Here is a 21836-nt window from a genome sequence, read left to right on the forward strand (position 1 = left end):
GTGGGAGCGAGCCTGCTCGCGAAGAGGCCAGCGCTAGCGATGCAAATCTTCAGCCCTTCAGTTCCTTCAAATGCTTGTACACCGTCGCCCGTCCCATGTTCAGCACATTGGCCACGTAGTTCGAAGCGCTCTTGCCCTTGAACGCGCCCTCGGCGTGCAGCGCCAGCACCAGCTCGCGTTTGTGGTCACGGGTCAGCAGATTCAGGCTCAACTGCCGCTCGCGCAACCAGGCGTGGAGGAAGGTGTTGATGCGCTCCTGCCAGTCATCACGGAACAGCGAGTCCGGCTGCGGAATCAGTTTGCTCGGTGACAGGAACAGATCCAGCGCCGCCTTGGCGTTCTCGAACAGCGAGATATTCAGATTGATGCACAGCACCGCCAGCGGACGACTTTCGCTGTCGCGCAGCACAGTGCTCAGGCTGCGAATTTTCTGACCGTCCCAGTTGAGCTTTTCGTACGGGCCGATGTTCCTGTCGCTGACATCCTCGCTGAGCATGTCTTCCAGCGACGAGTCGTCGCCGATTTCGCGCTTGGACAGGTTATTGGCGATGTAGTCGACCTTCTGCGTGCGCAGGTCGTGCAGCACCACCTCGGCGTGGGGAAAGAACAGCGTGGCGATGGCGTCGGCGATGGCGCGGAAGTTATCCAGCGCCGGATCGAATTCGGGGGCAGTCATGACAGTGGAGCTCCAGGCAGCGTCAGCGCCCCTTGTGCCGGGGCGCTGCGAGTGTGCCGCAATCTTTTCGACGAGTCGATGCGATCAAGCCAGTCGGGCCGGGGAGAGCATGGCGCTGTCCAGACCGAATTGATGCAGGTGCTCGGGAAACGGCTCGCCGCGGACCAGCGCCGCGCTGGCCTGGCCCATCGCTGGCGACGTCTGGATGCCGTAACCGCCCTGCGCGGCGACCCAGAACAGCCCCGGAACTTGCGGATCGAAGCCGCTGAGCAGATCACCGTCGGCAACGAAACTGCGCAGGCCTGCCCACGTGCGGGTCGGGCGGCGGATGGTCAGCGTGGTGGCCTCTTCGATCTGATAGATGCCCATGGCGATGTCGAGTTCTTCCGGCTGCACGTCGTGCGGTTCGACCGGATCGGCGTTGGCCGGCGAGCCGAGGAACATGCCGGCGTCGGGCTTCATGTAGAAGGATTCGTCGAGGCTGACCAGCATTGGCCAGTGATGAGTGTCCACGCCTTCCGGGCCGGCAAAGATAAATGCGGCGCGGCGCTTCGGTTGCAGCCCCAGCGGCTGCGCTCCGGCCAGGGCAGCGATCTTGTCGGCCCAGGCACCGGCAGCGTTGATGAGCACCGGTGCGCTGAATGTCTCGCCGTTGGTCTGCACGATCCACAGGCCATCGGCATCGCGGCTCAAGCCGAGCACCTCGCAATCGGTGCGGACTTCGCCGTGATTGCGCCGAATGCCGCGCAGGTAGCCTTGATGCAGCGCGTCGGTGTCGATGTCGCAGGCCGATGGATCGTAGATCGCACCGTGGACTTTTTCCCGGCGCAGGATCGGCAGGCGCGCGCAGGCTTCGTCGGCGCTGAGCAGTTGCATCTGCGGCACGGTGGCTTTGGCGCTGAGGTATTGGTTGTTCAGTTCGGCGGGATCACCGATGAAGTCGACGGTCATTTCGCCGCGTGGGGTCAGCAGCGGGTGCTCGCAGAAGCCGCTTGGAGGGCTGTCGAAAAACGCGCGGCTGGCCTGAGTCAGTGCGCGGACCTGTGCGGTGCCGTAGGCGGCGGTGTACAGCGCGGCGGAGCGACCGGTGGAGTGATAGCCCGGATGGGTTTCACGCTCGAGCACGATCACTTTGCCGTGCGGCGCCAGCCAGAACCCGGTAGAAGCGCCGGCAATCCCGCCGCCGATGATGATGAAATCTGCGTGGTTCATGTAGGTCTCCAGTGGGTACCAATATCAAGGCGTTCGCTAGTCCCTTGTGGGAGCGAGCCTGCTCGCGAAAGCGGTGTATCAGTCGACATCTTCGGTGAATGTCAGACCGCATTCGCGAGCAGGCTCGCTCCCACAGGGGATTTTTGGCGTTAATGGGTTAAGTGATAAACCGCATTGGCGAGGGCGATGTCTTCCAGGCCCAAGCCGATTGAACGGAAGAACACGTGACGGTCGTAACCCGGGCGCTGCACTTTTTCGCCGAGCAAGTCGGCGAGGTCGCCGACAATCGAATCCTTGTCCCAGCCATGCTGTTCGGCGGCAATCAGCATCTCACCTGCCGAACCGGGCGTGGTCAGACGATAGTCGCAGAACACCTGCATGTCGTTGAGGCTTTGCGGCGGTACTTCATGAGCGCGCGGGGCGTTGGTGCTGATCGAGGTGATCAGCGCCGGTTTGTGCAGTTGCGCCGGATCAATCACCGGCCCGGCCGACGAGGTGCAGAGCATGATCACGTCAGCATCGGAGATGGCGGTCTCGCGGCTGTCGGCAAACTTCAGTGACGGCGCGATGGACTTCAACACAGTCTGTGTTTCCGCATCTTCCAGCAGCGACGGCGAATACAGGCTGATGCTCTGCCAGTCGCGCAGCGCTTTGGCGTAATGCAGATGCGCTTGAGCAACCTTGCCGCTGCCGATGATCGCCAGTCGCTGGGCATTCAACGGCGCGAGGGCGTCGACCGCCACTGCCGTGGTCGCGGCGGTGCGCGCGGTGGTCAGCTCGCCGGCATCACAGAGCAGCAGCGGCTGGCCGGTTTTCATCGACATCAACAATGTCCATGCCGTCACCAGCGCACCCTGCTCACGGACGATGTACGGCGAAGTCTTCACTCCGTACACGCCATCCTCGGCCAGCACGCCCAGATAATTGATGAAGTCGCCGGCGCCCTTGGCGAACTCGACCAATTGCTGCGCCGGCTGTACGGCGTTACCGGCCGCCAGATCGCGGAACAGCTTGCGCAGGATTTGCGGAACATCGATACGCGCCAATAGCTCATGGGCCTGGGCTTGATCGATCACATAAGGCGTACTGGACATTTCGCGCTCCGAAACTAAACTTATTTTTCCATTATGGACTTTTAGTTCTGGCTAGCAACCATCGAGCATAAAAAAAGCGCAGTCCGTTTCCGGCTGCGCTTTCTCATATAGCGGAGCTTACTGCGGACGCTTTCGCTCAACCGCACGCAGCAGATGCGTCGGCGGGGTTTCGCAGCTGATCTTGCGACCAAGTTTTTCTTCGATGGACGGCAACTGGTAGGAGTCGTCCTCGCCGGCAAAGCTGATCGACACACCGTCAGCGCCGGCACGACCGGTACGGCCAATGCGGTGCACGTAGTCGTCCGGCACTTCCGGCAGGGTGAAGTTGATCACGTGGCTGATGCCGTCGATGTGGATGCCGCGACCGGCGACATCGGTGGCCACCAGCACGCGAATCTTGCCTTCGCGGAAGCCTTCCAGAGTCTTGATGCGCTTGTGCTGCGGTACGTCACCGGACAGTTGCGCAGCGTTCACACCGTCGCGCACCAGACGTTCTTCGATGCGGCGCACTTCGTCCTTGCGGTTGGCGAACACCATCACGCGCTCCCAACCGTTGTCGTTGATCAGGTTGAAGAGCAGCTTGTACTTGTCGGCACCGGCCACGGCGTAGATGTGTTGCTCGACGTTGTCGCTGGCGACGTTGAGTGATTCGATCTCGACAATGGACGGGTCGGTGGTCCACTGCTTGGCCAGGTTCATCACGTCTTCGGTGAAGGTCGCGGAGAACAGCAAAGTCTGGCGTTCGGACTTCGGCGGGGTCTGGCGAATGATCTGCCGCACTTGCGGGATGAAACCCATGTCGAGCATGCGGTCGGCTTCGTCCAGCACCATCACTTCGACCATGTCCAAATGCACGTCGCCGCGCTGGTTGAAGTCGAGCAGGCGCCCCGGTGTTGCAACGAGAATGTCGCAGTGGCGCGCTTCGAGGTGTTTGAGCTGTTTGTCGAAGTCCATGCCACCGACGAAGGTCATTACGTTGAGGCCGGTGTACTTGGTCAGGTCAGCGGCGTCCTTGGCGATCTGCACCACCAGCTCGCGGGTCGGCGCGATGATCAGTGCGCGCGGTTCGCCCATGTAGCGCTCTTTCGGCGGCGGCGTCTGCAGCAACTGGGTGATGATCGAGATCAGGAACGCGGCGGTCTTGCCGGTGCCGGTCTGCGCGCGGCCAATGGCGTCTTTGCCGGCGAGGGTGAAACCCAGCACCTGCGCCTGGATCGGCGTGCAGTACGGAAAGCCCAGGTCCTGGATGGCGTGCATCAGTTCCGGAGCAAGCTTGAAATCGTGAAAGCGGGTTTTGCCTTCCTGCGGCTCGACGACGAAGTCTTCGAGTTTCCATGGAATGACCGGTGCCTGGGGCTTCGGTTCGCGACGTGACCTGGCCGGTTTCGGCGCTTCGCTGGTTGCAGGCTCTACGGCAATTGGCGCTGGCGCAGCGGGTATTTCTTCTGGCTTCGGTGCGGCTGCGGGAGCGGGGCGGTCGGCCTGCGGGGCATCGGTGCGATGACCGGGGGCGTGCGACGGCGCACTGGGAACTGGCGCGAGCTGCTCAGCCTCGCTTTTACCGAACATCTTCTTGAGTGCTTTGAGCACGGTCATCTCATCAGTTGGTTAAGGAATGTACGCCGGCCAGTGTAATGCAAGAATCGGGCGCGGCGTAGTAGGAGGGATCAATGGGCGGACATTGCTCGCAAATCAGCGCAGGCGTTCGCTCAGCCAGACGCCGACGTCGCGAATCTCTTCAGGTAACACTTCGTGCTCCATTGGGTATTCCTGCCATGTCACGGTGACACCATGCTTCTTCAGATGCTCGTAAGCGCTGCGACCCATCGAGTTCTGCACCACACCATCGAACTGCCCGTGCAGACACAGCACCGGAATACGCTGCTGACTGGCGGATAACTCCAGTTCGTCGCTGAATGTCGGTGCGTACGTCGACAACGCCAGCACCCCGCCCAACGGTCCCTGCCATTTCAGAAAAGCGGTGTGCAGCACCACTGCGCCGCCTTGGGAAAACCCGGCAAGAAAAATCCGCGAGGCGTCTATTCCGCTGGCGCGCTCGTTTTCGATCAGTTCGATGATGCGCTCTGCCGACGCTTGCAGCTGGTCACGGTCGATCGCCCGCGCTGGACTCATGGCCTTGATGTCGTACCAGCTGGGCATGGCATATCCGCCATTTATCGTCACTGGACGGGTCGGTGCCTGCGGCAGCACAAAGCGTGTGCTCAACAGACTTTCCTGCAACGCCTCGGCCACCGGCAGGAAGTCGTAACGGTCGGCGCCGAGGCCGTGCAGCCAGATCACGCAGGCATCCGCGGGCTTAACAGGCTGAAGAATCAAGGGCTCGGTCATGTCTGCTCCAAAAATGTGCGGGCGCTCTCATTAAGTGCGTGATTGAAGTGCGCGCCCGGTTGATCCGTTAACAAGATGTCGCAAGGTTACAAGTTTAGCTATTGACGTGTCGCGCAATCACTTTCGCAAGCGGTGTGGTACGGCGTTTGCTACGGAGGTTTCTGTACGAAGCGTCTTACGCGTGGCGGTAACACTATCAGTCTACGTCGCGCGATGGGACAGCAACGAATCCGGTGATGGATGTTCGCCAATGGCCGCAACGGGCTTAGCGAACGTGAAAGGGCTACAGCCCGTTCGGCCGATTGGTGAGAAGTGAGTGATCCATGATGTGGATTTTCTCCTACTAGACTCATAGCGAAGGTCTTACGTCGGTTGACCCCAAAAAAAGCCAACACGGGTCAACAACGCCTCAAAAGGGTGCGACAGGACTCAAGCTCCGACACAACAAGAGCAAAACTGGAGGTTTGAATGAAGATGTTGAAATCCACTCTGGCGGTCGTGACTGCTGCAGCAGTACTCGGCGTCAGCGGGTTCGCTCAGGCGGGTGCAACCCTGGATGCGGTACAGAAAAAAGGTTTCGTGCAGTGTGGCGTGAGCGACGGTCTGCCGGGCTTCTCGGTACCGGATGCGACCGGCAAGATCCTCGGCATCGACGCCGACGTCTGCCGCGCTGTGGCCGCAGCCGTTTTCGGCGACGCCAACAAGGTCAAGTTCAGCCAGTTGAACGCCAAGGAGCGCTTCACCGCGCTGCAGTCCGGCGAGATCGACATCCTGTCGCGCAACACCACCATGACCAGTTCCCGTGACGCGGGCATGGGCCTGAAATTCCCGGGCTTCATCACCTACTACGACGGCATCGGCTTTTTGGTGAACAACAAGCTGGGCGTGAAAAGTGCCAAAGAGCTCGACGGCGCGACCATCTGCATCCAGGCCGGTACCACCACCGAACTGAACGTTTCCGACTACTTCCGTGGCAACGGTCTGAAATACACCCCGATCACCTTCGACACCTCCGATGAAAGCGCCAAGTCGCTGGAATCCGGTCGTTGCGACGTGCTGACCTCCGACAAGTCCCAGCTGTTCGCCCAGCGCAGCAAGCTGGCTTCGCCGAAGGACTACGTGGTGTTGCCGGAAACTATTTCCAAAGAACCACTGGGCCCGGTCGTACGTAACGGCGACGACGAGTGGCTGGCGATCGTGCGTTGGGTCGGCTACGCGCTGCTCAATGCCGAAGAAGCCGGCATCACTTCGAAGAACGTCGAAGCTGAAGCCAAGTCCACCAAGAACCCGGACGTGGCCCGTATGCTCGGCGCTGACGGCGAGTACGGCAAAGACCTGAAGCTGCCGAAAGACTGGGTTGTGCAGATCGTCAAGCAGGTCGGCAACTACGGCGAAATCTTCGAGAAAAACCTCGGCAAGAGCACTCCGCTGGAAATCGACCGTGGCCTGAACGCCCTGTGGAACAACGGCGGCATTCAGTACGCACCACCAGTGCGCTAATGGTTCTGTCGCCCGGCGGGCCAACCGCCGGGTGATGTTCTTGTTCCATTTCTTCCGGGGCACTTCATGCAAAATTCAATCGGCGCACCAAAGCAGAGGCTCAGCCTCAGCGATCCACGAGTGCGTGCGTGGCTATTCCAGATCATCACGGTTGTGGCGGTGGTCTCGCTTGGCTGGTACCTGTTCGACAATACGCAAACCAACCTTCAGCACCGGGGCATCACCTCCGGTTTCAGCTTTCTGGAGCGCAGTGCCGGATTCGGCATCGCTCAAACCCTGATCGACTACACCGAAGCGGACAGTTACGCGCGGGTGTTTGTCATCGGCCTGCTCAACACCCTGTTGGTGACCTTTATCGGCGTGATCCTGGCGACGATTCTCGGTTTCATCGTCGGCGTGGCGCGGCTGTCGCAGAACTGGATCATCGCCAAACTGGCGACGGTGTATGTGGAAGTATTCCGCAACATTCCGCCGCTGCTGCAGATCCTGTTCTGGTACTTCGCGGTGTTCCTGACCATGCCGGGGCCGCGTAACAGCCACAACTTCGGTGACACCTTCTTCGTCAGCAGCCGTGGCCTGAACATGCCGGCCGCACTCGCTGCCGACGGCCTCTGGGCGCTCGTGATCAGCATCGTCCTGGCCTTTGTCGGCATCGTGCTGATGTGCCGCTGGGCCAACAAGCGCTTCGAAGAAACCGGCGTACCGTTCCACAAGTTCTGGACCGGCCTGGCAATTGCGCTGGTGATCCCGACCCTGTGCGCGCTGATCTTCGGCGCTCCGCTGCACTGGGAAATGCCCGAGCTCAAGGGCTTCAACTTTGTCGGTGGCTGGGTGCTGATCCCTGAACTGCTGGCATTGACCCTGGCGCTCACCGTGTACACCGCAGCGTTCATCGCCGAGATCGTACGTTCCGGGATCAAGTCGGTCAGCCACGGCCAGACCGAAGCAGCGCGTTCGCTTGGCCTGCGCAACGGCCCGACCCTGCGCAAGGTGATCATCCCGCAAGCCCTGCGCGTGATCATTCCGCCGCTGACCAGCCAATACCTGAACCTTGCGAAGAACTCCTCGCTGGCCGCCGGTATCGGTTACCCGGAAATGGTTTCGCTGTTCGCCGGCACCGTGCTCAACCAGACCGGGCAGGCTATCGAAGTGATTGCCATCACCATGAGCGTGTACCTGGCGATCAGTATCAGCATTTCCCTGCTGATGAACTGGTACAACAAGCGCATTGCGCTGATCGAGCGGTAAGGAAAAGCGCATGAGTACTCATACTTTCAAACCCGACATGCCCCCACCCAACAGCAGCATCGGCGTGGTGGCGTGGATGCGCGCGAACATGTTCTCCAGCTGGCTCAACACCCTGCTGACGCTGTTTGCGTTCTACCTGATCTACCTGGTCGTGCCACCGATCCTCAGTTGGGCGATCGTCGATGCCAACTGGGTCGGCACCACCCGCGCCGACTGCACCAAGGAAGGCGCCTGCTGGGTGTTCATTCAGCAGCGTTTCGGCCAGTTCATGTACGGCTACTACCCGACCGAACTGCGCTGGCGCGTCGACCTGACCGTGTGGCTGGCGGTCATTGGCGCAGCACCGCTGTTCATCTCGCGCATGCCGCGTAAAGCGGTGTACGGCCTGAGCTTCCTGGTGCTGTACCCGATCATCGCCTTCATCTTGTTGCACGGCGGTTTCGGTCTGACCACCGTGCCGACCAGCCAGTGGGGCGGCCTGATGCTGACCCTGGTGATCGCCACCGTCGGCATCGCCGGAGCATTGCCGCTGGGCATCGTGCTGGCGCTGGGACGGCGCTCCAATATGCCGGCGATTCGTGTGGTCTGCGTGACCTTCATCGAGTTCTGGCGCGGCGTGCCGTTGATTACAGTGTTGTTCATGTCCTCGGTGATGCTGCCGCTGTTCCTGCCCGAAGGCATGAACTTCGACAAGCTGCTGCGGGCGCTGATCGGCGTGATCCTGTTCCAGTCGGCCTACGTCGCCGAAGTGGTGCGCGGTGGTCTGCAAGCGATTCCCAAAGGGCAGTACGAAGCGGCTGCGGCGATGGGCCTCGGTTACTGGCGTTCGATGGGCCTGGTGATTCTGCCGCAAGCTCTGAAGCTGGTGATTCCCGGCATCGTCAACACGTTCATTGCGCTGTTCAAGGACACCAGCCTGGTGATCATCATCGGCCTCTTTGACCTGCTCAACAGTGTCAAGCAAGCCGCCGCCGACCCGAAATGGCTGGGCATGGCCACCGAAGGCTACGTGTTCGCCGCCCTGGTGTTCTGGATTTTCTGTTTTGGTATGTCGCGCTATTCCATGCATCTGGAACGCAAGCTCGACACTGGCCACAAGCGTTAGGAGTTCTCTGTAAATGAGCGAAGCAATCAAAAAGCCTGTGGGTCCGGAAGGCATCATCCAGATGCAGGGCGTGAACAAGTGGTACGGCCAGTTTCACGTACTCAAGGACATCAACCTCAACGTAAAACAGGGAGAGCGCATCGTCCTGTGCGGCCCGTCGGGTTCCGGTAAATCGACCACGATCCGTTGCCTCAATCGTCTGGAAGAACACCAGCAAGGGCGCATCGTCGTCGATGGCGTGGAACTGACCAACGACCTCAAGCAAATCGAAGCGATCCGCCGCGAAGTCGGCATGGTGTTCCAGCACTTCAACCTGTTCCCGCACCTGACCATCCTGCAGAACTGCACCCTGGCGCCGATGTGGGTGCGCAAGATGCCCAAGCGCAAGGCCGAAGAAATCGCCATGCATTACCTGGAACGCGTACGCATTCCGGAGCAGGCGCACAAGTATCCGGGGCAACTGTCCGGCGGCCAGCAACAGCGTGTGGCGATCGCCCGCGCCCTGTGCATGAAGCCGAAAATCATGCTGTTCGACGAGCCGACTTCAGCGCTCGATCCGGAAATGGTGAAAGAGGTTCTCGACACCATGATCGGTCTGGCCGAAGACGGCATGACCATGCTCTGCGTGACCCACGAAATGGGCTTCGCCCGCACCGTGGCCAACCGCGTGATCTTCATGGACAAGGGCGAAATCGTTGAACAGGCGGCGCCGAACGACTTCTTTGATAATCCGCAGAATGATCGGACCAAGTTGTTCTTGAGTCAGATTTTGCATTGATGCCAGTCAGGCACTGAAAAAAACCCGGACTCAGTTCCGGGTTTGTTTTATCTGGGCTCATCTGGCCAGAACAGGTTCCGGCTCCGGGTAACGAGTTTCCAGAAGCTGTTTGAGACCGTCGTCTGTGTGAAGTGCCTGAATTTCCTCTAGCAGATCGGGATGACGATCCAGAAGCCGCATCAGTGTGAACAACGGCTGCGGCGGAGCCAGTTCGCCGCGTTCATATCGTGAAAACGCATTATGCCCACCTCCTGACAGCCACTTCACCGCACTTCTTTGAGTGAGATGGAGCTTTCGGCGTATACGCTTCATTTCGGTACCGATCAGCCCAAGTACGTCTTCGAGTAATTGATCGCCGGCATCTACGTAGCGCTCGGCACTGTCGGTACCACTGTCAAAAATGATTTCGCCACAGACCCTGCACTCCCAGCCGGCGAGAAGGTGTACGGGCCGCGAAAACTGTTTGTAATTGACGTCGAGACTGCGATCTTGAAAGTGGTGCATTGCGTGTTCGGTGCCGCAACTCAGGCATTGCCTCTTGCTCATGTGTTTTTCTCCTTGAAGGAGATCACCGGAGAACCACCGCTGGTGCAGTAGGTCACTTTGATGTAGATCTCCCGATTTCGAAACGATACGTGATAGACGTCGTGCCAGTTCCGATGGTTGGAATAAGAGGTCATGGATTTGTAGAGCATCCGCCGCTCAAGCGTTGCCACAACCTGCATCATCACTTTCCAGGACATGCCCATGTCCCGACCTGTCTCAAGTGCATAACGTGTAAAGGCTTCTTTGCCTCGTCTAATTACTTCGGCCTTCACGACTGCCAAGTCGTAATGGGGTGTGTTCTTTTCCATAAGAAGCCAAAACCCTGTCCCTGAAACTACCCTTAAAGGGTAATTTTGACCAATCGAAAATGCCGCTCCATGTGTCTCCGATTGACCCTAGGTGGTTGCCGTCCTACATGGGTCTGACTAACATGTCGGAAAATTCATCCTATGATTGGATGAAAAGGCGAGGCTCATGTCCGAAATTTCCCCTTTGATCAAGCGATCCCTGGTCGATCAGGCTTTGGATCAACTGCGTCAGCGCATCAACAGCGGTGCGTGGCAGGTCGGCGAGCGGCTGCCGACCGAGCCTGAGCTGTGCGCCGAGCTGGGCATCAGCCGCAACACGGTGCGTGAGGCGATGCGTGTTCTGGCGTTCTCGGGGTTGATCGAAATTCGCCAAGGCGACGGCAGTTATCTTCGTGCGGTGGTCGACCCGCTCGACACACTTAAAGCGCTATCGCGTTGTTCGTTGGAGCAGGCCCGGGAGACCCGACACATCCTTGAAGTCGAGGCCATCGGCCTGGCGGCATTGCGCCGTACCGATGAGGATCTGGCGGCGCTGCGTGAAGCGCTCGGCACCAGCGGCAGCCACTACCACGGCGATCTCGACACCTACATCGCCTGCGATCTGGTGTTCCATCGCCGACTGGTCGACGCCGCGCACAACCCGACCCTCAGCGAGTTGTATCGCTACTTCTCCAGCATCGTCGGCGCGCAATTGCGTCAGACCCTGAATATCTCCCCGCGCCGTCAGGAAGTGTTCGATCTGCACATCGACTTGCTCGATGCGGTCGAGCAACGCGACCCGGAACGGGCCAAAGCCTTGTCGAGGCAGTTGATCAATGAACCTTGAAACCGAGAAAGCCATGTCCCGCAGTGAGTTATCCACAGCGTCGAAACGCACCCCCGAACTTGAAGAGCTGCTGATCGATGCCGAGGCTGATGACGAGCAGGTGCAGCAAAGCCATCCGTTGGTGAAACGTCCCTGGTTGCTGCTGCTCGGGCTGATTCTGGTAGCGCTCAACCTGCGCCCGGCGTTGTCGAGCATGGCGCCATTGCTCAGCGAGGTCTCCAGAAGCCTCGGGCTGTCTGCGGCGCAGGCGGGATTGCTGACCACGTTGCCGGTGCTGTGCCTGGGCTTGTTCGCACCGCTGGCGCCGATTCTGGCGCGGCGTTTCGGTGCTGAGCGCGTGGTGCTGGGGATTCTGCTGACACTGGCCGGCGGCATCATCCTGCGCAGCAATTTCGGCGAGATCGGCCTGTTCGCCGGCAGCGTCCTTGGCGGCGCCAGCATCGGCATCGTCGGCGTGCTGTTGCCGGGCATCGTCAAGCGCGACTTCGCCAAACACGCCGGGACGATGACCGGCGTCTCCGCCATGGCGCTGTGCCTGGGCGCAGCGATGGCGGCGGGTTCGACCGTGCCGCTGAGTGAACACTTCGGCAACAGCTGGGCGATGGGCCTGGGCTTCTGGGTGATTCCGGCATTGGTGGCGGCGGTTTTCTGGCTGCCACAAGTCGGCTCCAAACATGGCGCACACAACGTCGCCTATCGCGTGCGCGGGTTGCTGCGTGATCCGCTGGCCTGGCAGGTGACCTTGTACATGGGCCTGCAATCGTCGCTGGCCTACATTGTGTTTGGCTGGTTGCCGTCAATCCTCATCGGTCGCGGGCTGACACCGACTCAGGCCGGATTGGTGCTGTCCGGTTCGGTGATCATTCAACTGGCCAGTTCGCTGGCCGCGCCGTGGCTGGCGACCCGTGGCAAGGATCAGCGTCTGGCGATCGTCGTGGTGATGGCGCTGACCCTGGCCGGCCTGTTCGGCTGCCTGTACGCACCGATCGAAGGTCTATGGGGCTGGGCGATTCTGCTCGGGCTGGGGCAGGGCGGTACGTTCAGTCTGGCCCTGACCCTGATCGTCCTGCGCTCGCGTGATTCCCATGTCGCGGCGAATCTGTCGAGCATGTCCCAGGGTTTTGGCTACACCCTGGCGTCCATGGGGCCGTTTGCCGTGGGCGTGGTGCATGACTGGACCGGCGGCTGGAATGCTCTGGGCTGGATTTTCGGCATTATCGGCGCCGGTGCAATCCTCGCCGGGCTGGGTGCCGGGCGTGCGCTCTATGTGCAGGTGCAAAGCGAAAAGATCTGAATGCACTGGCTGCAAATGTGGGAGCGAGCCTGCTCGCGAAAGCGGTGTTCGGTCAACAAAGATGTTGAATGTTGAATTGCCTTCGCGAGCAGGCTTGCTCCCACAAGGGTTTTGCGTATTGCCGATAGTGTTTCTGCGCGCGGCAGATTATGGTGCTGGCAATCTGTACCTATTTCTTTGGAGACTGCCTTGAGCGAAGCCCATAGCGCCCTGATCACCCGCTTCTACCAAGCTTTTCAGCGCCTCGACGCCGATGCCATGGCCGCCTGCTACACCGATGACGTGGTCTTCAGCGATCCGGCCTTTGGTGAACTGCGCGGGCGCGATGCCGGCGACATGTGGCGCATGCTGACTACCCGCGCCAAGGATTTCTCCCTGACCTTCGACGACGTCCGCGCCGACGAACGTAGCGGCGGCGCACACTGGGTCGCGACCTACCTGTTCAGCCAGACCGGCAACATCGTCATCAACGATATCCAGGCGCGCTTCGTGTTCCGTGACGGCAAGATCTGCGAGCATCACGACCACTTCGATCTGTGGCGCTGGTCGCGGCAGGCGCTCGGTTTCAAAGGCCTGCTGCTGGGCTGGACGCCGCTGGTGCGCAACGCCGTACGTGCCCAGGCGCGCAAGGGACTGAAGGCATTTCAGGCCGGGCGCTGATAAGATCGCAGCCTGTTTTCCTACACGTTCAGATCACCCAAGTGACCAGCCTTAGCGAAAAAACCGTCGATGTTGCCGAACCAGTGAGCAAATCCTGGTTCGTCTACCTCGTGCGTGCCGCCAACGGCTCGTTGTACTGCGGAATCAGCGACGACCCGGTGCGGCGTTTCGCCAAGCATCAGAGCGGCAAGGGCGCGCGGTTCTTTCTTTCCAGCCCGGCGATGGCGCTGGTCTACACCGAACTGTGCCGCGACAAAAGTGATGCTTTGCGCCAGGAACGGCTGATCAAAAAGCTCAAGAAGAGCGCCAAGGAATGCCTGGTGGCGTCTTATCAATTTGACTGATTGGTTCCCATCAGGCAGATCTGTAGGCTGCTAAGCAAATGCACGCTAAGCTGCCAGCTCACTATCTGAGCGGCGGAGCCGAGCATGTCCGAGTTGATTCTGCACCATTACCCGACCTCTCCATTCGCCGAGAAGGCCCGCCTGCTGCTGGGTTTCAAAGGCCTGTCCTGGCGTTCGGTGCATATTTCCCCGGTGATGCCAAAGCCGGATCTGACGGCGTTGACCGGTGGCTATCGCAAGACTCCAGTGTTGCAGATCGGTGCTGACATCTATTGCGACACCGCACTGATCGCTCGACGCCTGGAACAGGAAAAAGCCCTGCCGGCGTTCTTCCCCGAAGGTCAGGAAATGACCAGCGCCAGTTTTGCGGCGTGGGCCGATTCGGTGGTGTTCCAGCACGCGGTGAGCCTGGTGTTCCAGCCGGAATCGGTGGCGGTGCGTTTCGGCAAATTGCCGCCGGAAGCGATCAAGGCATTCCTGGCCGACCGCGCCGGTTTGTTCAGCGGTGGCAGCGCCACGCGTCTGTCCGCCGAGCAGGCCAAACATCAGTGGCCGACGATCATGGCGCGACTGGAACAGCAGTTGCAGCGCGAGCAGGGCGACTTCCTCTTCGGCGAGCCATCGATTGCCGACTTCGCCCTGGCGCATCCGCTGTGGTTCCTCAAGGCGACCCACGTCACGGCGCCGCTGGTGGATGAATATCCGGCGGTCGCGGCGTGGCTGGGTCGGGTGCTGGGGTTCGGCCATGGCGCGGCGAGCGAGATGTCTTCCGCCGAGGCACTGGAGGTCGCGCATAACGCGACGCCAGCGGCATTGCCGGATGAGCGGTTCGTTGATCCGAACGGCTTCAAGGCAGGTCAGCAAGTGGCGATTGCCGCCATCGATTACGGCGTCGACCCGGTGGTCGGTGAGTTGCTGTTTGCCGGTAGCGAAGAGTTGATCATTCGTCGTGAAGACGAGCGTGGCGGCGTGGTGCACGTGCACTTCCCGCGCTTTGGTTTCCGTATCGAAGCACACTGATCGCTGGAATCGCCAGCTAAACCTGTGGGAGCGAGCCTGCTCGCGAAAGCGCTGTGTCAGTCGCTGAAAAGTTGACTGATCCGCCGCATTCGCGAGCAGGCTCGCTCCAACAGTTGATTATTTCAGGGCTGCGAGGATTTCTTCCGGATCGAACCCGCGAATCAAGGTGCCGTTCACATCGATCAGCGGAATCCCGCGTCCACCCAATGCCTCATACGCCTTGCGCGCATCGGCATCCTTCTCGATGTCGTACTCCTTGAACGGTATGCCCTTGCTGTCGAGAAAGCGTTTGGTCTGTTTGCAGTAGCCGCACCAGTCGGTGGCATAGAGCACGACATTGGCTTGCGCCCGGGTCTGCTGCGTGACCATCTGCGAGGGATTGAACACTCGCTCGATCTTGCCCCAGTTTTGATAGACCACGACCACCAGCAGTACCAGGGCGACCTTTTTCAGCACATTGCCAAGCATCAGTTACGCCGCTTCAGCTGATCGGTCAGCGAAGTCGGCAGGCCTTTGATGATCAGGGTGCCGTTCTCTTCGTCGTACTCGATCTTCGAACCCAGCAGGTGCGCTTCGAAGCTGATCGACAGGCCTTCGGCGCGGCCGGTGAAGCGGCGGAATTGATTGAGGGTGCGCTTGTCTGCCGGGATCTCCGGCGACAGGCCGTAGTCCTTGTTGCGAATGTGATCGTAGAAGGCCTTCGGGCGTTCTTCGTCGATCAGTTCCGACAGCTCCTCAAGGCCCATCGGTTCGCCGAGCTTGGCCTGGCTGCTGGCGTAGTCGACCAGAGTCTTGGTTTTCTCGCGGGCCGAGTCTTCCGGCAGGTCTTCGCTCTCGACAAAGTCACTGAAGGCTTTGAGCAGGGTGCGGGTCTCGCCGGGGCCGTCGACGCCTTCCTGGCAGCCGATGAAGTCGCGGAAGTATTCCGAGACCTTCTTGCCATTCTTGCCCTTGATGAACGAAATGTACTGTTTGGACTGCTTGTTGTTCTGCCACTCGGAAACGTTGATCCGCGCGGCCAGATGCAATTGGCCAAGGTCGAGATGGCGCGAAGGCGTTACGTCGAGCTCATCGGTCACCGCCACGCCTTCGCTGTGGTGCAGCAGGGCGATCGCCAGGTAGTCGGTCATGCCTTGCTGATAGTGGGCGAACAGCACGTGGCCGCCCACCGACAGGTTGGATTCTTCCATCAGCTTCTGCAGATGCTCGACCGCCACTTTACTGAACGCGGTGAAGTCACGGCCGCCGTCCATGTACTCCTTCAGCCAGCCGCTGAAGGGGAACGCGCCGGATTCCGGATGGAACAGGCCCCAGGCTTTGCCCTGTTTGGCGTTGTAGCTTTCGTTGAGGTCGGCGAGCATGTTTTCGATGGCTGCGGACTCGGCCAGTTCAGAGTCACGGGCGTGCAGAACTGCGGGCGTGCCGTCGGGTTTTTTGTCGATCAGGTGGACGATGCAATGGCGGATCGGCATGGGCTTCTCGGCTGTTGGAAGGGAGGAGGGCAGGCTCCCCCGAAAAAGCGCTCAGTGTACCGCAACCACTGGTTTTGGCGGGGGGCGAAGGGCAAAACCGGGGCAAGAGGCCGGCCTTATGCGGTTTTTTACCGATTTAGCGCAATAAAGCTGACCAAATGGGTAGCTAGAGGCGGATATTTCCTTGTCGCTGTGCTAGTTTTGCCCGGTCTTACGCGAAGTCACTGCGTTAAGCGTGCATTCAGCATTTGTCAGGTCGAACCAAACCCTGATTTCGGCATCTATAACCCGACTCGTCGTGGTTATCGCCGAGGGTGCCAGATCCAGAAGATCGGGCTCGATGGCTGACACTGCACTCTGCAATCCATATGAATTTGATAGGGAAGGAACACTACATGGCTCTTACTAAAGACCAACTGATCGCCGACATCGCTGAAGCTATCGACGCGCCGAAAACCACCGCGCGTAACGCTCTGGACCAACTGGGCCAAATCGTTGCCGATCAGCTGGAAAACGGCGGCGAAATCACCTTGCCAGGTATCGGCAAGCTGAAAGTGACCGAGCGTCCTGCCCGCACCGGCCGTAACCCTTCGACTGGCGCTGCCATCGAAATCCCTGCAAAGAAAGTGATCAAGCTGGTTGTGGCCAAAGGCCTGACCGACGCTGTGAACAAGTAAGACGCAGCGATAAAAAAAACCGTGCTTCGGAGTGATCCGGGGCACGGTTTTTTGTGTCTGCGATTTGACGGTCAAGTCGCGGGCAAATGTGGGAGCGAGCCTGCTCGCGAAAGCGGTGGGTCAGTCGATATTGAAGCTGACTGACACGCTGCCTTCGCGAGCAGGCTCGCTCCCACAGGGGGATCTGCTGTGTCTTAGCGCACCCAGCGCTCGCGCCGCCAGATCTGCTGCTCGGACTTGGTCTGGAAGGTCCAGGCGACAAAGCGGCTCTGCTTCTGCCCCTGCGACATCTCCACGACCTGGCTCTCCAGCACGCCAGCCTTCTTCAGTGCCGTCTCGATGGCCGGCAGGTTCGAGGCCTTCGACACCAGGGTGCTGAACCACAACACCTTGTGCTGGAAGTTCGCGCTCTCGGCAATCAACTGCGTCACGAAGCGCGCTTCACCGCCTTCACACCACAGCTCCGCCGATTGCCCGCCGAAGTTCAGCACCGGCAGCTTGCGTTTCGGGTCGGCCTTGCCCAAGGCGCGCCACTTGCGCTCGCTGCCCTTGGTCGCTTCTTCCATCGAAGCGTGGAACGGCGGGTTGCACATGGTCAGGTCGAAACGCTCGCCCGGCTCCAGCAAGCCGATGAGGATGTGCTTGCGGTTTTCCTGCTGACGCAGCTGGATGACCTTGCTCAGATCGTTGGACTGCACGATGGCTCGGGCAGCCGCCACTGCCGTCGGGTCGATCTCCGAGCCGAGGAAGTGCCAGCGGTATTCGCTGTTGCCAATCAGCGGATAAACGCAGTTGGCGCCCATGCCGATGTCCAGCACATTGACGATCGCGCCGCGCGGCACCTTGCCGTCGTTCATGCTCGCCAGCAGATCCGCGAGAAAATGCACGTAATCGGCACGACCCGGCACCGGAGGGCAGAGGTAGTCCGCCGGGATATCCCAATGCTGAATGCCGTAGAACGCCTTGAGCAGCGCCCGGTTGAACACGCGCACCGCATCGGGGCTGGCGAAATCGATGCTTTCCTTGCCGTACGGGTTGGTGATCACGAACCTGGCCAGTTCCGGCGTGGTCTTGATCAGCGCCGGGAAGTCATAACGACCCTGATGGCGATTGCGCGGATGCAGGCTGGCCTTTTCGCGCGGCTCGACGGCTTTGTTCGGGGACACGGCGTCAGGCTTCTTGCGCGCAGGTTTGGGTGTGCGGGGGGCGGTCATGGGCGTGGTCGATTCGGGTATGGCTGAAAGTGGCGGGTATTGTCCCACATGTTCAGCGATAGCGATTGCTTATGCCTAAATGGTCTAAAACACTGTCATATTTGACAGTGTGTATTGTCGTTTTATTCAAGTTTACTGTCAGGGCAATCCTAATCAACGCAGTCGTCCAAAACTTATCATTTTAAAGTTAAGGAAAACACTCATGACACAATCAATTACATTTCCCGGTGCAGATTTCGGGATGATCACTTGCAAATCGAATCCGCAAAAGGGAATCGAGGTCAAAGTCGCCTTGCCAGGAGCTCAGGTCGGCTCGCCGTGGGAGCTGGTATGGGAGGGATTTAGAGATGCAGAACTTACGCAACCGGTAGAGGGAACGCAGACACCACCGCTCAAAGACTTTGTCACGGAAACAGACACGACCGAAGGCTTAAAAAGAACGATTGGCGATTATTTTCTTCACATCAGACCCATTCGAATAGGATGGGGAAAAGTGACTTTCACGCTTAATCGCGGCAATCCACAGCACGAGAGCGTTCACGTGAAGTTAATCAATAATGCGGGGGAAGATTGCGAAGGAGTACCAGGAAAGTGAAGGGTTGAAAGCAGGATGAAACAAAGGGAGGCCATTGCGGCCTCCCTCTTTCAATGCGATCTGCCGTTAAAGGCTGGCAATCCGCGCATGCTGCTCGGCCAGTTTGCCCAGGGCCTGTTCGGCCTCGGCCAGTTTGGCGCGTTCCTTTTCGATGACTTCGGCCGGGGCCTTGTCGACGAAACCTGCGTTGGACAGTTTGCCGCCAACCCGCTGGACTTCACCCTGCAAACGCAGGATTTCCTTGTCCAGACGCGCCAGTTCGGCGCCTTTGTCGATCAGACCGGCCATTGGCACCAATACCTCCATCTCGCCGACCAGCGCGGTGGCGGACAGCGGTGCCTCTTCGCCTGCCGCCAGAACAGTGATCGATTCCAGACGCGCCAGCTTCTTCAGCAGCGCTTCGTTCTCGCTCAGGCGGCGCTGGTCGTCAGCGCTGACGTTCTTCAGGAAGATCGGCAGTGGCTTGCCCGGGCCGATGTTCATCTCGCCACGAATGTTACGCGTGCCGAGCATCAGTTCCTTGAGCCATTCGATATCGTTTTCCGCCGCCGGATCGATGCGCTCTTCGTTGGCCACCGGCCAAGGCTGCAGCATGATCGTTTTGCCCTGAATACCGGCCAGCGGCGCGATGCGCTGCCAGATTTCTTCAGTGATGAACGGCATGAACGGATGCGCCAGACGCAGCGCCACTTCCAGCACGCGTACCAGCGTCCGGCGAGTGCCGCGCTGACGTTCGACCGGCGCGTTCTCGTCCCACAGCACAGGCTTGGACAGTTCCAGATACCAGTCGCAGTACTGATTCCAGATGAACTCGTACAGCGCTTGTGCGGCGAGGTCGAAACGGAACTGATCCAGTTGGCGGGTCACTTCGGCTTCGGTGCGTTGCAGCTGCGAGATGATCCAGCGATCTGCCAGCGACAGCTCGTAGGCTTCGCCGTTCTGGCCGCAGTCTTCGCCCTTGTCCAGAACGTAACGCGCGGCGTTCCAGATCTTGTTGCAGAAGTTGCGATAGCCTTCGACGCGACCCATGTCGAACTTGATGTCGCGACCGGTCGAGGCCAGCGAGCAGAAGGTGAAGCGCAGGGCGTCGGTGCCGTAGCTGTCGATGCCGTTGGCGAATTCTTCGCGGGTGGCTTTCTCGATCTTCTTCGCCAGTTTCGGTTGCATCAGGCCCGAGGTGCGCTTCTGCACCAGGGTTTCCAGGTCGATGCCGTCGATGATGTCCAGTGGGTCAAGGACGTTGCCCTTGGACTTGGACATCTTCTGGCCCTGGCCGTCGCGTACCAGACCGTGTACGTACACAGTCTTGAACGGAACCTGCGGCGTGCCGTCTTCGTTCTTCATCAGGTGCATGGTCATCATGATCATCCGGGCAACCCAGAAGAAAATGATGTCGAAACCGGTGACCAGCACGTCGGTGGAGTGGAATTTCTTCAGGAACTCGGTCTGCTCAGGCCAGCCCAGGGTCGAGAAGGTCCACAGCCCGGAGCTGAACCAGGTGTCGAGTACGTCGTTGTCCTGTTGCAGCGCAACGTCCGGGCGGAGGTTGTGCTTGGCACGCACTTCGGCTTCGTCGCGACCGACGTAGACCTTGCCCGACTCGTCGTACCAGGCCGGAATCCGGTGGCCCCACCACAGCTGACGGCTGATGCACCAGTCCTGGATGTCGCGCATCCACGAAAAGTACATGTTTTCGTACTGCTTGGGCACGAACTGGATGCGACCGTCCTCAACGGCAGCAATCGCCGGCTCGGCCAGAGGCTTGGTCGATACGTACCACTGGTCGGTCAGCCACGGCTCGATGACCGTGCCGGAGCGATCGCCTTTCGGCGTTTTCAGGTTGTGATCGTTGACACTCACCAGCAGGCCGGCGGCGTCGAACGCGGCGACGATCTGCTTGCGCGCTTCGAAACGCTCAAGGCCGGCGAACTCCGCCGGAATCTTGCCGTCGATGCTCTCGTTCAGCGTGCCGTCGAGGTTGAACACCTGGGCGGCAGGCAGCACGTTGGCGTTCTTGTCGAAGATGTTCAGCAGCGGCAGGTTGTGGCGCTTGCCGACTTCGTAGTCGTTGAAATCGTGGGCCGGGGTGATTTTCACGCAGCCGGTGCCGAATTCAGGGTCGCAATAATCGTCGGCGATGATCGGGATGCGCCGGCCAACCAGTGGCAGCTCGACGAATTTGCCGATCAGCGCTTTGTAGCGCTCGTCGTTCGGGTTAACCGCGACGGCGGAGTCGCCGAGCATGGTTTCCGGACGGGTGGTGGCGACGATCAGGAAGTCATTGCCCTCGGCGGTTTTCACACCATCGGCCAATGGGTATTTCAGGTTCCACAGAAAGCCTTTCTCTTCGTGGTTTTCCACTTCGAGGTCGGAAATCGCCGTGTGCAGTTTGGTGTCCCAGTTGACCAGACGCTTGCCGCGATAGATCAGGCCGTCTTCATGCAGGCGCACGAAGGCTTCCTTGACCGCTTCCGAGAGGCCGTCGTCCATGGTGAAGCGCTCGCGGCTCCAGTCAACGGACGAGCCGAGGCGGCGGATCTGCCGGCTGATGTTGCCGCCGGACTGATCTTTCCACTCCCAGACTTTCTCGAGAAATTTTTCCCGGCCCAGATCGTGACGATTCTGGCCCTGGGCTTCGAGTTGGCGCTCAACCAGCATCTGCGTGGCGATACCGGCGTGGTCGGTGCCCGGCTGCCACAGGGTGTCGCGACCCTGCATGCGGCGGAAACGGATCAACGCGTCCATGATCGCGTTGTTGAAGCCGTGACCCATGTGCAGGCTGCCGGTGACGTTCGGCGGCGGGATCATGATGGTGTAGGACTCGCCCGCGCCTTGCGGGGCGAAGTAGTTCTCGGACTCCCAGGTCTTGTACCAGGAAGTTTCAATGGCGTGCGGCTGGTAGGTCTTATCCATGCGCG

22 protein-coding genes are annotated in these 21836 nt (G+C 59.9%); 11 read left to right on the forward strand and 11 right to left on the reverse strand.

Annotated features, from left to right (window positions below; genetic code table 11):
- Nucleotides 1-49 precede the first annotated feature (49 nt).
- The 5 genes from OC605_RS20900 to OC605_RS20920 all read right to left on the reverse strand — a co-directional run bounded on the left by OC605_RS20900 (nucleotide 50) and on the right by OC605_RS20920 (nucleotide 5331).
- Entirely contained in the window at nucleotides 50-676 is a 627-nt protein-coding gene (locus tag OC605_RS20900; RefSeq protein ID WP_016771588.1) for a transcriptional regulator, read from the reverse strand.
- 84 nt (nucleotides 677-760) lie between these two features.
- Nucleotides 761-1888, reverse strand: a complete 1128-nt coding sequence (locus OC605_RS20905) for an NAD(P)/FAD-dependent oxidoreductase (protein ID WP_262139217.1) — start codon at nucleotides 1886-1888, stop codon at nucleotides 761-763.
- A gap of 149 nt (nucleotides 1889-2037) precedes the next feature.
- Nucleotides 2038-2982, reverse strand: coding sequence for an ornithine cyclodeaminase family protein (locus OC605_RS20910; RefSeq protein WP_262139219.1), 945 nt, complete (start codon nucleotides 2980-2982; stop codon nucleotides 2038-2040).
- A 117-nt stretch (nucleotides 2983-3099) separates the two neighbouring features.
- Nucleotides 3100-4578, reverse strand: a complete 1479-nt coding sequence (rhlB, locus tag OC605_RS20915) for an ATP-dependent RNA helicase RhlB (RefSeq protein ID WP_262139221.1) — start codon at nucleotides 4576-4578, stop codon at nucleotides 3100-3102.
- A gap of 96 nt (nucleotides 4579-4674) precedes the next feature.
- Nucleotides 4675-5331 (reverse strand): alpha/beta hydrolase, encoded by a 657-nt coding sequence (locus OC605_RS20920; RefSeq protein WP_186569408.1) that lies wholly within the window; start codon nucleotides 5329-5331, stop codon nucleotides 4675-4677.
- 468 nt (nucleotides 5332-5799) lie between these two features.
- On the opposite strand from OC605_RS20920, the gene OC605_RS20925 reads away from it, so the two are divergent.
- The 4 genes from OC605_RS20925 to OC605_RS20940 all read left to right on the forward strand — a co-directional run bounded on the left by OC605_RS20925 (nucleotide 5800) and on the right by OC605_RS20940 (nucleotide 9962).
- On the forward strand, nucleotides 5800-6831 hold the full coding sequence (locus tag OC605_RS20925; RefSeq protein ID WP_016771583.1) for an amino acid ABC transporter substrate-binding protein: 1032 nt from the start codon (nucleotides 5800-5802) through the stop codon (nucleotides 6829-6831).
- A gap of 66 nt (nucleotides 6832-6897) precedes the next feature.
- Nucleotides 6898-8079: an amino acid ABC transporter permease gene (locus tag OC605_RS20930; protein ID WP_262139224.1), complete on the forward strand. Its 1182-nt coding sequence runs from the start codon at nucleotides 6898-6900 to the stop codon at nucleotides 8077-8079.
- 10 nt (nucleotides 8080-8089) lie between these two features.
- A complete protein-coding gene (locus OC605_RS20935) occupies nucleotides 8090-9184 on the forward strand; it encodes an amino acid ABC transporter permease (protein WP_186569411.1) in 1095 nt (364 codons plus the stop codon).
- A gap of 13 nt (nucleotides 9185-9197) precedes the next feature.
- Nucleotides 9198-9962 carry an amino acid ABC transporter ATP-binding protein gene (locus OC605_RS20940; protein WP_016771581.1) on the forward strand — a complete coding sequence of 255 codons (765 nt, stop codon included), beginning with the start codon at nucleotides 9198-9200 and terminating at the stop codon, nucleotides 9960-9962.
- 57 nt (nucleotides 9963-10019) lie between these two features.
- On the opposite strand, the gene OC605_RS20945 is transcribed toward OC605_RS20940, so the two are convergent.
- Together OC605_RS20945 and OC605_RS20950 are read right to left on the reverse strand one after the other, a co-directional pair.
- Nucleotides 10020-10508, reverse strand: coding sequence for a type II toxin-antitoxin system MqsA family antitoxin (locus tag OC605_RS20945; protein WP_186569412.1), 489 nt, complete (start codon nucleotides 10506-10508; stop codon nucleotides 10020-10022).
- The gene (locus OC605_RS20950; RefSeq protein WP_071174464.1) at nucleotides 10505-10816 is read right to left on the reverse strand and encodes a type II toxin-antitoxin system MqsR family toxin; all 312 of its coding nucleotides are present in this window, start codon (nucleotides 10814-10816) and stop codon (nucleotides 10505-10507) included. The genes OC605_RS20945 and OC605_RS20950 overlap by 4 nt, the downstream gene beginning before the upstream one ends.
- A gap of 166 nt (nucleotides 10817-10982) precedes the next feature.
- Here OC605_RS20950 and OC605_RS20955 point away from each other — a divergent pair, with 166 nt between their 5' ends.
- The 5 genes from OC605_RS20955 (at nucleotide 10983) to OC605_RS20975 (ending at nucleotide 14960) form a co-directional block, all read left to right on the forward strand.
- Complete coding sequence (locus OC605_RS20955; protein WP_262139228.1) at nucleotides 10983-11642, forward strand: FadR/GntR family transcriptional regulator; 660 nt, start codon at nucleotides 10983-10985, stop codon at nucleotides 11640-11642.
- Nucleotides 11632-12936 carry a CynX/NimT family MFS transporter gene (locus OC605_RS20960; RefSeq protein WP_262139230.1) on the forward strand — a complete coding sequence of 435 codons (1305 nt, stop codon included), beginning with the start codon at nucleotides 11632-11634 and terminating at the stop codon, nucleotides 12934-12936. The genes OC605_RS20955 and OC605_RS20960 overlap by 11 nt, the downstream gene beginning before the upstream one ends.
- A gap of 189 nt (nucleotides 12937-13125) precedes the next feature.
- A complete protein-coding gene (locus OC605_RS20965) occupies nucleotides 13126-13596 on the forward strand; it encodes a nuclear transport factor 2 family protein (protein ID WP_133334853.1) in 471 nt (156 codons plus the stop codon).
- Nucleotides 13597-13637: 41 nt separating this feature from the next.
- A complete protein-coding gene (locus OC605_RS20970; RefSeq protein ID WP_186569415.1) occupies nucleotides 13638-13940 on the forward strand; it encodes a GIY-YIG nuclease family protein in 303 nt (100 codons plus the stop codon).
- Nucleotides 13941-14024: 84 nt separating this feature from the next.
- On the forward strand, nucleotides 14025-14960 hold the full coding sequence (locus OC605_RS20975; protein WP_186569416.1) for a glutathione S-transferase family protein: 936 nt from the start codon (nucleotides 14025-14027) through the stop codon (nucleotides 14958-14960).
- A gap of 117 nt (nucleotides 14961-15077) precedes the next feature.
- Here OC605_RS20975 and OC605_RS20980 read toward each other — a convergent pair whose 3' ends face one another.
- Both OC605_RS20980 and yejK read right to left on the reverse strand, forming a co-directional pair.
- On the reverse strand, nucleotides 15078-15428 hold the full coding sequence (locus OC605_RS20980; RefSeq protein WP_186569417.1) for a glutaredoxin family protein: 351 nt from the start codon (nucleotides 15426-15428) through the stop codon (nucleotides 15078-15080).
- The gene (gene yejK, locus OC605_RS20985; protein ID WP_016771572.1) at nucleotides 15428-16432 is read right to left on the reverse strand and encodes a nucleoid-associated protein YejK; all 1005 of its coding nucleotides are present in this window, start codon (nucleotides 16430-16432) and stop codon (nucleotides 15428-15430) included. Before yejK ends, OC605_RS20980 begins: the two co-directional genes overlap by 1 nt.
- Nucleotides 16433-16827: 395 nt before the next feature.
- Between yejK and OC605_RS20990 the strand changes: the two genes are divergently transcribed.
- Entirely contained in the window at nucleotides 16828-17109 is a 282-nt protein-coding gene (locus OC605_RS20990; RefSeq protein WP_003221909.1) for an HU family DNA-binding protein, read from the forward strand.
- A 194-nt stretch (nucleotides 17110-17303) separates the two neighbouring features.
- Here the strand turns inward: OC605_RS20990 and rlmF are convergent, their stop codons facing one another.
- On the reverse strand, nucleotides 17304-18323 hold the full coding sequence (gene rlmF / locus OC605_RS20995) for a 23S rRNA (adenine(1618)-N(6))-methyltransferase RlmF (RefSeq protein ID WP_262139234.1): 1020 nt from the start codon (nucleotides 18321-18323) through the stop codon (nucleotides 17304-17306).
- A 202-nt stretch (nucleotides 18324-18525) separates the two neighbouring features.
- Between rlmF and OC605_RS21000 the strand changes: the two genes are divergently transcribed.
- Nucleotides 18526-18918, forward strand: coding sequence for a hypothetical protein (locus OC605_RS21000; protein ID WP_186569420.1), 393 nt, complete (start codon nucleotides 18526-18528; stop codon nucleotides 18916-18918).
- Nucleotides 18919-18984: 66 nt separating this feature from the next.
- Here the strand turns inward: OC605_RS21000 and OC605_RS21005 are convergent, their stop codons facing one another.
- Complete coding sequence (locus tag OC605_RS21005; RefSeq protein WP_262139236.1) at nucleotides 18985-21831, reverse strand: valine--tRNA ligase; 2847 nt, start codon at nucleotides 21829-21831, stop codon at nucleotides 18985-18987.
- Between the last annotated feature and the right edge of the window lie 5 nt (nucleotides 21832-21836).

The sequence above is a fragment of the Pseudomonas sp. Marseille-Q5117 genome (assembly GCF_946901175.1).
Taxonomy (GTDB): Bacteria; Pseudomonadota; Gammaproteobacteria; order Pseudomonadales; family Pseudomonadaceae; genus Aquipseudomonas; species Aquipseudomonas iranensis.